This window comes from Microcoleus sp. LEGE 07076 (assembly GCF_015207455.1).
Classification (GTDB): domain Bacteria; phylum Cyanobacteriota; class Cyanobacteriia; order Cyanobacteriales; family Microcoleaceae; genus Microcoleus.
Genome location: NZ_JADEWV010000044.1, coordinates 24671 through 39514, shown reverse-complemented (window position 1 = coordinate 39514; position 14844 = coordinate 24671). Strand labels below are relative to the sequence as shown.

11 protein-coding genes are annotated in these 14844 nt (G+C 44.1%); 3 read left to right on the top strand and 8 right to left on the bottom strand.

Annotated features, from left to right (window positions below; all coding sequences use genetic code 11):
• Positions 1–342 (top strand): hypothetical protein (locus tag IQ270_RS10205; RefSeq protein ID WP_193973110.1); only part of this gene is annotated, 342 nt, incomplete at its 5' end.
• A complete protein-coding gene (locus IQ270_RS10200) occupies positions 339–1499 on the top strand; it encodes a hypothetical protein (RefSeq protein ID WP_193973109.1) in 1161 nt (386 codons plus the stop codon). The genes IQ270_RS10205 and IQ270_RS10200, both read left to right, overlap by 4 nt.
• Before the next feature lie 48 nt (positions 1500–1547).
• Here the strand turns inward: IQ270_RS10200 and IQ270_RS10195 are convergent, their stop codons facing one another.
• The 7 genes from IQ270_RS10195 to IQ270_RS10165 all read right to left on the bottom strand — a co-directional run bounded on the left by IQ270_RS10195 (position 1548) and on the right by IQ270_RS10165 (position 11078).
• Positions 1548–3419 carry an aminopeptidase P family protein gene (locus IQ270_RS10195; RefSeq protein WP_193973108.1) on the bottom strand — a complete coding sequence of 624 codons (1872 nt, stop codon included), beginning with the start codon at positions 3417–3419 and terminating at the stop codon, positions 1548–1550.
• Between the two features lie 16 nt (positions 3420–3435).
• Positions 3436–4605: a pyridoxal phosphate-dependent aminotransferase gene (locus IQ270_RS10190; protein ID WP_193973107.1), complete on the bottom strand. Its 1170-nt coding sequence runs from the start codon at positions 4603–4605 to the stop codon at positions 3436–3438.
• Positions 4606–4782: 177 nt separating this feature from the next.
• Complete coding sequence (locus IQ270_RS10185) at positions 4783–7824, bottom strand: AAA family ATPase (RefSeq protein ID WP_193973106.1); 3042 nt, start codon at positions 7822–7824, stop codon at positions 4783–4785.
• A gap of 140 nt (positions 7825–7964) precedes the next feature.
• Entirely contained in the window at positions 7965–9140 is a 1176-nt protein-coding gene (locus IQ270_RS10180) for an exonuclease SbcCD subunit D (protein ID WP_193973105.1), read from the bottom strand.
• A gap of 174 nt (positions 9141–9314) precedes the next feature.
• Positions 9315–9665 (bottom strand): DUF5615 family PIN-like protein, encoded by a 351-nt coding sequence (locus IQ270_RS10175; RefSeq protein WP_193973104.1) that lies wholly within the window; start codon positions 9663–9665, stop codon positions 9315–9317.
• Between the two features lie 3 nt (positions 9666–9668).
• Complete coding sequence (locus IQ270_RS10170; RefSeq protein ID WP_193973112.1) at positions 9669–9995, bottom strand: DUF433 domain-containing protein; 327 nt, start codon at positions 9993–9995, stop codon at positions 9669–9671.
• Between the two features lie 189 nt (positions 9996–10184).
• A complete protein-coding gene (locus IQ270_RS10165) occupies positions 10185–11078 on the bottom strand; it encodes an ion channel (RefSeq protein WP_193973103.1) in 894 nt (297 codons plus the stop codon).
• Between the two features lie 111 nt (positions 11079–11189).
• Between IQ270_RS10165 and IQ270_RS10160 the strand changes: the two genes are divergently transcribed.
• Positions 11190–11510 carry a hypothetical protein gene (locus tag IQ270_RS10160; protein ID WP_193973102.1) on the top strand — a complete coding sequence of 107 codons (321 nt, stop codon included), beginning with the start codon at positions 11190–11192 and terminating at the stop codon, positions 11508–11510.
• A 715-nt stretch (positions 11511–12225) separates the two neighbouring features.
• On the opposite strand, the gene IQ270_RS10155 is transcribed toward IQ270_RS10160, so the two are convergent.
• Positions 12226–14505, bottom strand: a complete 2280-nt coding sequence (locus IQ270_RS10155) for a PAS domain S-box protein (RefSeq protein ID WP_193973101.1) — start codon at positions 14503–14505, stop codon at positions 12226–12228.
• Positions 14506–14844: the final 339 nt, after the last annotated feature.

Here is a 14844-nt window from a genome sequence, read left to right as displayed (position 1 = left end):
CTCGATTATGCTGCTGCTAACTACGCTGGTAAGTACACTCGCCTAGGCATCCGCTTTCGCAGTCAGTTTTGTTACATTGATGCCTATACAGAACCTGATGTCCCCCTAGATTTTCCCAGCAAAGAGCTTGGCGTATCTCGTGAAGAATACTTAGAACGAAGGCGAAATACCCCCCTTCACCTGTGTCGGCTGCGTTACTTTAGTGATGAAGAAGCTTGGACTCTGGGGTTTTACGCCTATAGCAGTGAAAAATACGAGCCTTGTATGTTCAGCAATGGTAGTTTCTACGGTACGAAGAAGCATTTGATATCTCTTCTATGTACTTGCAATAACTCAAAATGAGCGAATATCAATATTACGAGTTTCAAAGCGTCGATCGACGTTTGACTCAATCCGAACAAGAAGCACTCAGCAAACTCTCTAGTCGCGCGCAAATAAGCTCTAGTAAAGCTATTTTTGTTTATAGCTATGGAGACTTTCCGGGCCAAGAAAAACAATTATTAATCAAATATTTCGATGCTATGTTTTACATAGCTAATTGGGGATCGTTACAGCTAATGTTTCGTTTCCCCAAAGGTTTGATTGATGTTGAACTGATGCGGAAATATTGTGTTGAAGATATAGTTGAGGTTTCAGAAATTAATGATTTTGTCATTTTAGAGATTTCGATTAACGAGGAAGAAGGTTTTGATGGGTGGATAGAGGGAGAAGGAAGTTTATCCTCTTTGATAGGTTCGCGTCAGGAAATTTTGCAGGGAGATTATCGTTTACTTTATTTGGCTTGGCTGAAAGCGATTACCTATCTTGATGAACTCAACGACGAAGATGAAGATGAGCGAGATGACGATGATGAAGATGATGATGCAAATGATGAAGAAGAAGGACTAGAGCCACCTGTTCCTCCTAATTTCGGTAAGTTATCTTCATCGTTACAGGCTTTTATCGATATTTTTGAAGTGGATGAGCATCTACTGAAAGCTGCAATCAGTGCGAGTGTTACTAAACCTTCAATTCCCGAAAGTAGCATGAAAGAAGCTATCAAAAAACTAGCTCGTTCTGAAGTCGATACTTTTTTACTGCGGTTAGTCAAAGGAGAAGCTAATCTCTCTGTTGAATTGAGTAAGAAATTATCAGGAATGATAGAAGTTAAGCAAGATGACAATCCCGGTAAACGAACAATTCGTCAGCTTTTAGAAAGTGCAAAAAAGGCAGAAATAGAGGAAGAATACACAAAGAAAGAGCTAGCTAAAGCTGCACGAATCAGAGAATTAGAAGCTTTGGCTAAGCGAGAAACGGCAGCTTGGGAAGATATAGACGCTCTGATTCAAAAAGGAACTTCTAAATCTTACGATGAAGTAGTGCCGTTACTTTTAAAACTCCGAGATTTAGCGGATCATCAAAACGAAAAAGTTAAATTTTTAAAACGGCTTCAACAACTTCACGATCAATATAGCAGTCGCTCTGGATTGAAAAGACGTTTGCTTATAGCGAATTTATAATCCAAATCAAGGTACCTGTTGTCAGATAATACAATCGTTCTGCTTTTTTTAAGACGCAGCGCAGGCTTTTTTCAACCAGGCGATTGTGGTAGCATCGAATACGGGTGAGAGTTTCTCAACTACTGAAGTGTGATAGTTGTTTAACCATTGTAATTGAGTTGTTGAGAGCCGATCGACATTTATCAATTTTTGCTCGAACGGAATATACGTCAGCGGTTCAAATCCGTACCAAGCCGTGCCGTTTTTTGATGGCATTTCCCTGACAACATAGAGATTTTCGAGGCGAATTCCGCCCCAGCCTGGTTCGTAATATCCCGGTTCGATACTTGTTACCATTCCCGGTTCGAGGGGATATTGGACAAATTTGCTGATACCGTTGGGGCCTTCGTGACCGGCTAAAAATGCGCCGACTCCGTGCCCGGTGCCGTGTCCGTAGTCTAGCTGTTGTTGCCATAATACCGCACGGGCGATCGCATCTAACTGCGATCCGGTTGTACCTTTCGGGAATTGCTGCATGGCACAGTTGATGTGTGCTATCAAAACTGTGGTGTAGTGTTCGATTTGCTGCGTTGTCGGTTCCCCGACTATCATGGTTCTGGTGTCGTCGGTTGTCCCGGCTAGATACTGTGCGCCTGAGTCTAGCAGCAGCAATTCTTGGGGTTTTAAGGTGATTTCGGGGCTTGGGGTTCCGTAATGTACGATCGAGCTATTTGCACCCGCACCGGCGATCGTTTTAAACGTTAAAGTCTGAAAATCAGTTTCTTGCTGATAAAAACTTTCGATGCTTTCTTTAACATCAAACTCTGTCAATACATTACCATTTTCTAGCTGCTCTGTCAACCACTTTAAAGTCAGAACTTTCGCTCGGCTTGCCTTAAAATTGGCTGATTTCATCTGCTCGATTTCCACAGGATTTTTCCGAGCTTTCATCCCTTCTACCGGATTCGCAGCGAAAACTATTTCAATTTTATTTTCAGCTTTTTGCCCACCTAAAACTAACTGGTACGTGCCTGCGGTGCTGTGTTTCGAGTCTAATAGCACCCGAACTTTATTCGACAAATTGACGCAAAAAGATTCTAATATTGACGGATAGTCTGCATAGGGAAGCAAAGTTACAGCAGCCGACAATTCTTTTTTGATTTCTGGTGAAACTCGATCGCGATTGGTAAACAAAAACGCTGCATCTGCAGTGACAATGGCATAGGATATGAAAATCGGAATGTGGGGAATATCCGAACCTCGAAGATTGAACAGCCACGCTATTTGATTGAGGTTGCTAATCGGCAGTACATCGATGTTAGCTTTTTGCATCGCTTCCCTGACTCGGGCTAATTTTTGGGCGGCGGTTTCTCCCGTCAGAGATACTGGTAAACTAAATATCGGAGATTCGTCAATAGCGGGTAAAATCTCTGCTGTTTCTCGAACTTTGTCTGCTAAATTTTCAGATATCGCTACGAGTTCAATTCCAGCAGTTGCAAATTTTCTGACCCAGTTTTGATATTGCTCTGTCGCTACAGTAAACGGGTCAAAACCAAATCTAATCTTAGTTGATTTTTGGGCAGATTCTACCGCTATTTTTTCTAAGGTTTCAATTAAACTTAAATTTCCTTCTAAGCCGAGTTTCGAGATTTTAATTAGTGCAGCATCCACTTGCAATTCTGCTTGTTCGTAATAACGGGAATCCACAAACAACCAAGCAGCATCTTTACCAACCAACAAATCCCCGGCCGAACCCGTAAAGCCGGAAATCCAAGCTCGCCGCTGCTTGGCTGCTGGAACTGATAAATTCAAGTGTTCGTCAACCGCTGGGATCAAATAGCAATCTAAATTATTATCGACCATCAAAATACGCAACTGTTCCAGTTTTGATGCCGATGTATTTTGGATATTCCTATTGGCTTTTACGTTGGTAGCGACCATTTTTTTATCTCCTATTTTATTTTTTTAAAATTGTCTTCAAGCCTTTGACCAACCTGCTAATTCCTGCCGCCGCTGTTTCAGTTTCCAGAGCACCGTAAGCAACGCGCAAGTAGCACCCGCTATCCATCCCGAAGGTTGTACCGGGAAGCACTGCTACGCGATATTCACGAATTAATTGTTCTACTAATTCCATTGTATCGAGTTCTGTGTCAACTTTCAAGAAAAAGTAGAAAGCTCCGCAGGCAGGGGAAATTGTACACAGATTGTGGATGGTATTGAGTTCGTCTAATACGAGTTGTCGCACTGATGCGATCGCCCTTACATAATTATCGCAGTAACCTCTACCAACTTGCAAGGCTCCCAGGGCTGCATATTGAGAAATTACCGGCGGACAAATTAAAATGGTATCTTGAATTTTCCTCACAGAAACGAGCAAATGTTCTGGGATTACCATATATCCGATACGCCAACTCGCAAAACCGTAGGCTTTGGAAAGGGTAAACAAGGAAATTGTATGTTCGCTGCTGTTGGGAAAAGCTGCCGGAGAACAGTGTCTAACACCCTCATAAGTAAAATATTCGTAAGCTTCATCGCTAATGTGATAAATGTTGTGTTGGCGACAAATTTCGTTAACTTCGCGGAGTGCTTCAGCAGCATAAACTACGCCAGTTGGGTTGTTGGGTGAAATAGTAACAATGGCTCGCGTTTTGTCGGTAATTGCTTTTTTTATAGCATCGATATTGAGTTGATAGTTAGCATCGGTTTCTACGATTACGGGACGGCAATTTGCCATAATTGCCGCCATTTCGTGGTTGAAGTAATAAGGTGATTGGATAATAACTTCGTCCCCGGCCGAAGTAATGGCGAGAATGGCGTTGGTAAATCCCATGTTGCTGCCGGCAGTAACGACAACGCAGTTTTTGCTGTTAATTTCTATGCCGTTATCTGTTTTGAGTTTGGCTGCGATTGCATCTTGTAATTGGGGAATTCCTTCGACGGCTTTGTATTTGTGATTGTCAGGATTTGCGAAAAATTCGGCGATTTTGTCAAATGATTCTTGGGGCGGATTGTAGTAAACTACGCCTTGTCCTAATGATATTGTTCCTGGATTTTGGCGGATCAGTTCTCCTACTACTGGAATTATTGGCGATTGTACCGATTGCATTCTAGTCGGGTAATTTTTCATTTAATTTAACTCTGTTTTTAGGATAAAATTTGTTTGCAGACGGCGGTTGAAACCGCGTCTACCAAAGGGAAGTCCGCCTCTGCGGACTGAAGAAAATAACGTAATTTTAACTACCTAGTCTTCAACCCGCGGAGGCGGGTTTTGCTTGTGTAGACGCGGTTTCAACCGCCGTGGATTCTAAACTCTTTCAACTTCTATTGTAGAACCTTGCGGTGACTTGAACACTTTAACTTGTGCCGGCAATCTTTCGCCCAAACCTCGAACGTGGGTAATCACTCCAATCAGCCTTTCTCGCTGCCGCAAAGATTCTAAAATTTGAGTGACGCTTTCGAGAGTTTCTGTATCTAAAGTGCCGAATCCTTCATCCAGAAACAAGCTGCCCAACTGAGATCCTTGAGACAGTTTTTCTGACAAAGCTAAAGCCATTGATAGGGAAGCAGCAAAGGTTTCTCCGCCGGAAAGAGTGCGGACTCGCCTAGCTTCGCCACCGTTCCAATTATCTGTTACCCAGTATTCGCCTTCTTGGTTTTTTAACTGGTAGCGAGTTTCGGTTAATTCTTGCAAAATTACGGTGGCGCTGCCGACCAATTCTGCTTCTAAATGTTCTAAAATGTATGATTGAAATTCGTTGGATTTCAGATTCTGCGCTAAGGTATGATAGGTTTGCTCTTGTTCTGTGAAGTTTGTGATTTGCTGTGACAGTCTTTCGGCTTGTTCGAGGGTTTTGGCTGCTACTTGAATCCACGCTAAGAGCTCGGCGCGGTTGTTGTTGGCTTGTTTGAAGTTTGCTTGGGCGGTGTGTTTTGCCGCTCGCACAAGTGCTAAAGTATCTTCATCGGTAGTCCGACCCGCGATCGCCTCGCTTAAATCCTTCGCCCGCGTCTCTAGCTGAATTTTTGACTCGCGCACGGAACGAATCGCATTTTCCCACTGCGATTGTTCGTTAACTGTCGTCACCGCTGCTAAAAATGTCTCTTCTGTGAAATCAGCCGCTGTTAATTTTGCTAACCAATCCACAGTTAACTGCTGTTTGTCGGCTTGGGTTCGTGCAAAAACTTCTCCAGCTTGTTGCTCTCTCTCTGCTGCTTGAATAGCACGATTGTGAGCAAGTTGATAAGATTTTTCGGCAACTTTCAACAGATTTGCCAACTCTTGCTTGTCTGCTGCTAAAGCTTGTGCTAAATTAACATAGGGTTGATATTCGGTAATTTGATAAAGCGCATTGACACAACTTTGTAACTGCTGCTGTCGGCGGTCGGATTCGGCGATCGCCTCTTGATATTCTTGCTGTTTAGCAGTTTTTGTTGTCGATGCAAAATTTAATTTTTGTTGAAAGTTTTCATATTCCAACGATGCGATTTGGAATTGCTGCTCGGCTTCTCGGTATTGGCGATCGCTCTCTTTAAGCATTGCCAACTCCTGCTGCAACGGCAAGATTTCCCACTGATAATCCTCCAGAATTTCCGAGATTTGCTGCCGCAATTCTGCAACTCTCTTCGCCGTCAATTCCAACGTTTGGGCAATTTCTGAGTGTTTTTGCTCGCAGGATGAAACTGCACTTTTGCCCTCAGCAGCAGCCATTTGAGCAGATTGAACAAACTGGTTTGCTGCCACAACTTTCCGGCGCAAACCAACGACATCTACAATCTTAGAACTCGGCAAAGCAGGCAGCAAATCGCTCTCAGGATGTACTCCCCCGCACACCGGGCAAGTATCGCCAGAATTCAGCGACATTCTGACAGCAGCAACACTCTCTAAACGCGTCGCTTCAGCATTAGCAGTTTCCGCTGATTCTAACTCGTTCCCGCACTCTTTGAGCCGGATTTCTGCCGCTACTAAATTAGCGGCAACCTCCAGGTAATTCTGTTGAGCGCGTTCTTTTTCTGCGAGAGATTTATGCAACATTTCCTGCTGGGTTTTTTCCTGCTCGGTAACGAGCTGAAGTTCCACCAATAATGGTGCAATTTGCTGCAACTTATCTAAACGCTTGCCTCCCGGCGAATACTGTTCTAGCAGTACCGCTGCTTTGGTAACTCGAAAACCTGCACTCTGAATTTTAGTGTTAGTAGCTTGCAATTCTTTATCTGCTGTTTTGAAAAAGCGGAGTTTTTCCTGTTGTTTTTTTTGGGCTAGCGCAACTTCTTTTTCTAATCGATCGCGCTGTTCTTCATATACTTTAGCAGCAGTAAGAGCATCTTCGCGCGCCTTAATTTGTGGCGCTAGCGCCTCTGATTTGGCTTTAGCAGCGTCAAGTTGCTCTTGCTCTGCTACCAGCTCGCAGCGAGCTTTAACTAATTGCTCCCGCGCGGATAGAGCGGCACTTTCGGCAGTTTCATGCTGACTGCGAGCCGATCGCACTAAAGCCCAATCTCCCTGCAAACCATTGGCAGCTTGCGCTTTTTCTAAACGCTGCGCTAAAATTTCAATATCTGCCCAACGAGCATTTAATTGAGTCAATTCTTGTTGCAACTCTTGCTGGCGAGCTATTTGTGAAAATAGCTGTTCCTCTTCATCTAAAGTTTTTTGAGCTTTGACAACTGCCACCTCTAACTCGGGTAACTGCCGCTCCAAAATCCCGAGTTGCGAGCGCTTTTGAGTTACCTCATCCGCCCCAGGCGCGCTCAACTCAGCTAACTGCCTTTCCACCATTTCCCGTTCCTGTTTCAGCAACTTTGCGAGTTCGTTTGCTTCCTTCCGCATCTTCTCAAAAACCTCAAATCCCGCTAGCTGCCGCAAAATTTCTCGGCGCTTAGAAGTATCTCCTTTAATGAACTCATCAAACTTGCCTTGAGGCAGAATAATTGCTCGCGTAAAAGTATCAAAATCCATTCCTAAAATCTGTTCTATCGTATTTTGAACAGCAACAATACTCGTTCCCAAAGTTTCCCATTCGCCGTTTTGCCAGTTGTCCAAAATTACCTTATTTTCAGGAGTTTTTGGACGAAAACGCCAGGTTCGCGTCACCCGGTACTGTGCCGAACCCACAGCAAAACGCAACTGCACTTTTAAATTTTTGCTGCCTTGACTAGCCAAATCGCTTACTTGTTTGCCGCTGCGAGTTGTCGTGCCGAAAAGCGCGTAAGTCATCGCATCTAGCAGGGAAGATTTGCCCGCACCCGTAACACCCGTAATTGCAAACAAATCGAGTTGAGAAAAATCTAAACGCTGTTCCCGGCGGAAGCTAGTAAATCCTTCGAGCAAAAGTTCTAGTGGACGCATAAATGATTTTAAATTTGATATTTTGGATTTTAGATTGTGGAATTTTTACAATGATGTTTCTCCTAGTGCTATGGCACTTATCAAGTTGGTTCGGCAGAGCGGGAGTAATGGCAAAGAATTAGTAATTACCAATTACTAATTTAACTATTAGGTGTTTCCTTAAACTTATTGTACAAATTTTGAAATTCCTCCAATACAGCGGGTTGCGGTGTCGTTCCCAAGCGGTTTTGATAGTAGTTGCTGAATTCGGTCGCCGGATCGAAATTGTTGGGATCGATATTAGTGATTTCTGTGGGCTCTAGCGGTGAATCGCGATAGCGCGGTTCGATCGACACCGCTTGAGAACAGATTTGTCGCACGCGATCGGCTAATCCGATTTGCGGGCTGTCGAGATCGACAATTACCTTCAAGAAACCAGGATGATATTGATGAGCTTCTAAAACAGCATCAAGATTGTCGTTATCACATTTAAGCACTTTTAACGGTTTGTGGCAAGCCACAGATTTAAATTCTACTTTTGCCTGACTTCCCGGCTCAACTTCTATCAAACAAAATCCTTTTTCCTGTTCGGCTTCTCCGAAATCTAACTGAATTAAAGAACCGGAATAATAAGCGGGGGAATTATTAACAATCCGCTGGTGAATGTGGATGTGTCCGAGGGCGACATACTGAGCTTCCGGCGGCAGAGTTTGCGACGAGTGCAGGTATTTGTCTCGCGTGTAATAAGCCACTTCCGATTTTGCCAATCTCGCCCCGTCAATGCTCATGTGTCCCATCAGCATATTCACAGTATTGTCTCGAAAATCTCTGGTTAAATTTTGAAGTAAATCTGCTACAATTTCGCGGTAATTTTGGCGGCGGTTGGCATCACCGGAGTGCCACAGAGAATTAGCATCTAACAGTCTTTGTTCGGAAGCAAAAGGCATTGCTCCCACGCAAAGTTTGCCGTTTTTTGTGTTAAGATGAATCGTGCCGCCGTCTGCGGAACGCTTGGGTTTGCCTAGGGCGCGAACGCCGGCGAGGGAAAGCAGTTGGGCGATGCTGTCGATGCGGGATGCGGAATCGTGATTGCCGGCGATCGCAATTGCGGGAATTCCGGCTGCTTGGAGCTCGCAAAAAAAGTGATAGGCAATGCGCTCAGCGTAGGCTGGAGGGTTGGGTACGTCAAAAATGTCGCCGGCGACGAGCACGGCATCGACATCGAGCTCTTTGGCTTGTTTCAACATCTGTTCGAGGGCGATCGCAATTTCAGAAGTGCGATCGATCCCTCGAAAACGCCGCCCCAAATGCCAGTCAGCAGTATGAATTATTCGCATAGGAAGAAGGAAGAAGGAAGAAGGAAGACGGAAGATGGAAGATGGAAGATGGAACACGGAATAAAAGATGCACAAAAAGCTTTTATGAGAGCCGTATTTTATGTTTAATTAGGTAAATTGATAGTGGATTTATTTGTCAACTGTGCAAGTTCATTTCATACTCGATGTATTCTATCACTTATCTTCAACCGATGGGCGGTTAACTCGAATCAGCATACCTCTCAAAGTTTCTAGATTAGAAATAGCCTCATTAATCCGCGCAGCCAGCCGCTCTCTATTTGAATCATCTTTACAAACAATGATACCAGCATGGTCGGGTTGTAATGCGTGCAGCTTGATAAAATGACGGCGATTGAGGGTTAAAATAGCGCGGTCAATACTCAATGCAAAAGCTAATACCTCTTCATCAGGAATTTTTTGATTAGCATTTCCTGCTTCCTGTACTGTCAGGACATCGTGACCTAAAGTTCTTAGAAATTCCACAATTCGCCTTGGGTATTGTTCATCTGCATAAAAACGTGCCACTTTTTAATCATCCTCATTTTCTTGAATTGCTGTTTCAATCTCGTCAGGATATGCCTCAGCATAAGCCCAAGCATTTGCCAAGTCAGCGGCACGCAGAGTCGGATAATCTTGTAACAGTTCAGATTCAGAAATACCTAAACGGCGAGCATTTACCAGCACCCAAACAGGAATGCGCGTTTGTCTGATACAAGCATCGCCGCCGCACACTCCAGGAGTCTTTTGAATTCCAGACCAAAAGTTGGTTAAACTTTGGGCTAAAAATTGTATAGCTTGAGTCTTTTCCTCTGGACTTAACGCCAGGAGTTGGGGTTGCAATTCTTTCAGTGTCATGTTCGCAGTTATTGAGCTCATAAATATTAGCTTGTTTTGGCATACAAGTATTCTAGCAGTGACTAAATCAAAATTTTCATAGCACTCCTGGATCGATACCAAAGAAACCGGGTTTTTTACTGAAATTCAAGGTGGGAGTGCAGTATTTTCGCAAAAAACCCGGTTTCTAGCCGCTGCGTAAATTTTGTCTCATTCCACAGGCTTCACATCGTGAAACCGAGTATAATCAACCACCCGCCCGCCATCCGGCGTTCTCAAAATAATATCTACAAACCGCATATTCCACATAATTTCCGACGCTACAAAAGAATGTCGCGCGTTAATTGTTTGCGAAACAGTTTCGTCAATTCCCATCAGCGTAATTATAATTTCTGCTTGCTGCTCGCTCAAATCTAGGGCAGTAAGTTGGTATAAAGGACTGTTCTCATCAATTGGGTGCATAACAGTCCAAGTTAAGGCAAAAATAGGAGATTGACTCCGCACCAATTGCAAATCGTAAAAACGCCGCATATATTCTCCTTCCGATGTTACTTTGTCGAGGATCAAAGTAGCTTTTTGCTGCGCTTCTAAAATTTGGTTGAAGCGCTGATTTCCCGCGCGGTACATCAGAGTGGGAACGCCGTTGAAAGGAGCGATTACAGCTACGCGGCTGAAGATCACTCTAGCGGTGGGCCGAGAAAATTTAGAAAAAGCCAATCCTGTCACCATTGCCACTCCCCACAAACCAAAAAACGCTTCAATGGCGACCATAGTATTAGCGTACTCCGTGCGCGGATACATGGCGCCGTAGCCGATTGTCGCCATTGTTTGCACGCTGAAATAAAAGGCATCTTTGAAAGAACCAGGCCGTGCATTAGCGATGCAATCTCCTCCCGCCAAGTAAGCAAAAGCAAATAAAGAATTCGTGACTGCATAGGAGAGACAAATCAGAATAAAAAATTGTGGCCAAGAAAGAGTTAGCAGTTTGTGGTAGAGGTCAGAAAAATGCAGCCGAGGTAATCCCAACTTAACAATATTTAAGGTGAATTCTCCTTTTCGGCTGACTAAACGAGGCTGTTGCTGGCGGTTGCGGTGAATTTTCATTGCGATTTGTAAATGCGGCTGTTTCAATTTGTAACTATTGTTGGGAGCAGGAAAACTTATCCTTTAGACTGATTTCTAATTCCAAAAATTCAGATCGCAGCGGAGTTAAAAATGGTTGAGCTTAACTGGCGTGACAGTGTGGTGATGGTTTCTTTTATGGCTTCAATTGCGGGTTTGCTGCTGCTGGGCGATAAGCGCGAGTCGAAGCTGGCGGGCGAGCGTACTTTGAGCGAAGAAACTTTGATCGAGATGAGCTTTACTTACTGGATAGTCTACTGCATTTCTTTTTTCGGGCTGAAACTTCATTTACCAGAGGATAGCTGGTGGTTGCTCAGTTTGAAGCTGACTACTGTTCTTTCTTACTTGTTGACTGCTTCTAGCATCCTCAGCTTGCCGCTGCAACGCATGGCTGTCAGACGAGTTGAAGATTGAAAAAACTTATAGCATTTCGATCTCTGATATGAGGTGCCATCGGCCAAACCGGCCTGGGTGGACATACCTCACAACGCGATCGAACCGCTATATTTGTAGTGAGGAATTCATAGCAAAATACACTTTAATGCCGCTTTTTCTTGAGTCCGCGTCGGCCCAAGAAAGTTTGTGTTGGGGCAACCCCCCTGTGGTTGCCCGGTTTCAACCGCCGAGGTAGATTGTAGGTTGGGTTGAGCGAGCGTGGGATTGCCCCAATAATAAATGATACAAAGGAATATGTTGCTAATAGATTATTTGAATCCATTGAAAAACTAGAGTTCCTGTTAAATAAATTGTTAAATGATGCAGAACTAATTATGAAATGGAACCGAGAAGTAAAAAATAAAGGTAAGGCGAGTTAATGCAGTTTAGATATTTGATAGCTTAGGATCGTGAATTAAATAATTTAGACAAGTTTGTGGGATGGGCTCTCCCGCCCGTCCCACAAGAACAATAAAGATTGCAGGTTATTTAATTCTCATTCCTTAGTCCCCCCGTGCCTACCCCCGATCCGGGCTCTTCATATCGTTTCCGGTTGCATCGGAATAATAAAATCGCACTCAACAGTTAACATTAAACCATTCAGTTTTTCGACTCGCCCGTCAACAGTCAACAGTCAACAGTCATGAGTAGTGCAACCGGAATTGATATCATGCGTGGGATTGCCCCTACTTGTTTAAAGTTTTTTTAGGTGAGGAATCCGGACGTAAGACGCCCAAAATGGCTGCGACTCGTCGCAATTGCCCTTGATATTCCGTGTTTGGTGCGGCTTGCCATTGGGGGCGGAAATCTCAGAAAATATCTTCATAGTCCCGGTAATCAGGCCTTGGGGACTTCGCAGCGGTAAACTAGAGACACGGACATCAATTAACGAACCGTCTTTCCGCTGTCGCCGACAGTCCTTGGCAAATTGCAATTCCCCGGCTAATTCTGACTTAAACATAACAGAAAAATCAGTAACTTCATCGCTGGGGACGATCGGCAAACTCTGCCCCAAAACCTCACACTGCTGCCATCGGAAAATTTGCTCCGCGGCTGGATTCCACGCCGTCACCAAAGTATTGGCATCGACACCGACAACTGCCACCGGCAAAGCTTTAATTAACCCTTCTAAAACTTGATTAGTTTCGCACAATTTAGCCTCTACTAACTTGTGTTCCGTGATGTCCTGACAAGCGCCGAACACACCGACAGGGCGATTCTCGGCTTCATCCCACACAACTTGCCTGCAATCCCACAGCCACCGGACTTCCCCTGATTTTGTGACAATTCGGTACTCGCTGACTTCCTTGCAACTGCGGGAGCGAGACTGCATTTGTTCCCGCAGCATTTCTCGATCTTCGGGATGAATCCAGTTGCATTCTGGCAAACCGGAATGTGCGATTTCTGATGCACTATAACCCGTAACCCGAGTAAAAGCTTCCGTCATCCACTCGCAGGCCCAGGTTTGGTCGGGCAACAAGTTAAAAGAATAGGCAAAATCTGAGGTAATTTGCGATAAAATGCGGTAGCGAGATTCGGATGCGCGCAGCGCTGCTTCGGCTTTTTTGAGTTCAGTAATATCTCTATTTGTCACGAGAACTGCTACGATGCAGCCCTCCGCACTCCTGATGGGGCTAAAGATGTAGCTGCAATAATTCCTGCGCCCTGTCTGCGGATGAATAAAGTCAGTTTCTGTTGTTAAACTTTGGCCTGTGGCTAGTAGATTTTTCCAGCATTTATTGTGGAGTTTAATGAGTTCTGGCGGCCAGCAAATTTTTTCTAATGTTTTGCCTAAAATGCAGGTTTTGGAAAGCGGAGTTAACTCTAATCCGGCGCGGTTAATATAAGTTAATCGCCCGGAGCGATCCAGCATCAATAGTCTGTCGGGTGTAGTTGAGAGTACGGTATCGAGCAGCTTGGTTTGTTGTTGTAACTGAGAGTAGATTTTTTTGAGTGCATTTTCGGCATTTTTGCGATCGGTGATATCTTGAAAAAACACCGATAAACCTTCTTCCGATGGATAAGCTTCGATTTCAAACCAGGTATTTAGTGGCTCGTAATACTCTTCAAATTTAACAGCAACCTTACGAGATACCGCCTTGTGACAATTATCAAAAAAAATCGTCTTAGCGCTGTCGGGAAACTGCTCCCAAATATTTTTTCCTAAAAGCTCTTGACGCTTTTTGTGCAAGCAATCCTCTGCTTTAGCATTGACGTAGGTAAACTGCCAGTGGCGGTCGATCGCCAAAAAGCCGTAGGTGATATTTTCTAAAATATTAAACATTTGCTTTTGCGATTTTTCTAAAGCTGCTGCTGAGAGCTTCCGCTCTGTGATATCGCGGGAATTGAGGATTATGCCGTTGATGGACGAATCGTGCAGCAAATTGTTAGCAATGACTTCTAAATACACCCAGTCACCGTTAGCGTGGCGTTTGCGATATTCTATCTGCGGTGCAATCCCCGGCCGTTTCAGCAATCTGGCAAAATATGCTTCCCAGGCAGGTACATCATCTGGGTGGAGCAAATCGCTGTGGAATACACCAATTCTTTGGTCGGGTTTGTAGCCTAGAATCCGCTCTAGCGCCACCGAATTTTGGTCTCGGATCTGCCCGTCAGCTTCAATAATTGTGATTAACTCGGAAGAGTTTTTCAGGATAGTTTTAAATCGGGATTCGCCTTGGGTCAGTGCCTTAGTCACCCTTTTGTAAAGTAGCTGGCTGCGCTCTAACTGCTGCTCTAGATTGCCTATTTTAGAATTTTGCTGAGATAGTTTTAGTTCTAACTTGTGGTTAATTTTTTCTAAATGATAGCGGTCTTCTGTTGTTAACAAAAGTGACATAAACTGGCTCGACAATTCCTGCAAAGATGAGGAGAAATGGTTGGTCTTGCTGCTTAAAATTGCTTTTTGCTCTGGAGGCAGTTCCTCTAGATATCGCTGCAACTCATCCCAATGCTTCAATACTTTTTGGATCATTGTGGTAAGCGCTCAAACTGGGGACAATTAATTTTTTTGATTCATTTTGCAAGTGTAGCACATGATTAAGGTCAAGTATCAAAATAAATAAATCTTCAAGATTAGCTGTACAGCCTTGGCGGCGATGCTAATTCCCTGGGGCGAAAGGGATCGGTGATGCGAGAAAGTTTGAAAAAATATTGGGCTAAGTAATATTACTGAAGATAGTTGTGATTTTTATATCTCGATATTGGTGGGTGAGTCTCGGCGCGGCACGATTGTGAATAAAAGACCGAGTTTTGAGCGGGTTGGGGCGGGTTTACTGGTTTTTAGTGCCGATCGGGCGCGAAGATGCTTTGA

Bases quoted from the DNA above. Each gene is read 5' to 3' on its own strand.
- IQ270_RS10200 (WP_193973109.1), top strand. From the start codon at position 339: ATGAGCGAATATCAATATTACGAGTTTCAAAGCGTCGATCGACGTTTG.
- IQ270_RS10195 (WP_193973108.1), bottom strand. From the start codon at position 3,419: ATGGTCGCTACCAACGTAAAAGCCAATAGGAATATCCAAAATACATCG.
- IQ270_RS10190 (WP_193973107.1), bottom strand. From the start codon at position 4,605: ATGAAAAATTACCCGACTAGAATGCAATCGGTACAATCGCCAATAATT.
- IQ270_RS10185 (WP_193973106.1), bottom strand. From the start codon at position 7,824: ATGCGTCCACTAGAACTTTTGCTCGAAGGATTTACTAGCTTCCGCCGG.
- IQ270_RS10180 (WP_193973105.1), bottom strand. From the start codon at position 9,140: ATGCGAATAATTCATACTGCTGACTGGCATTTGGGGCGGCGTTTTCGA.
- IQ270_RS10170 (WP_193973112.1), bottom strand. From the start codon at position 9,995: ATGACACTGAAAGAATTGCAACCCCAACTCCTGGCGTTAAGTCCAGAG.
- IQ270_RS10165 (WP_193973103.1), bottom strand. From the start codon at position 11,078: ATGAAAATTCACCGCAACCGCCAGCAACAGCCTCGTTTAGTCAGCCGA.
- IQ270_RS10160 (WP_193973102.1), top strand. From the start codon at position 11,190: ATGGTTGAGCTTAACTGGCGTGACAGTGTGGTGATGGTTTCTTTTATG.
- IQ270_RS10155 (WP_193973101.1), bottom strand. From the start codon at position 14,505: ATGATCCAAAAAGTATTGAAGCATTGGGATGAGTTGCAGCGATATCTA.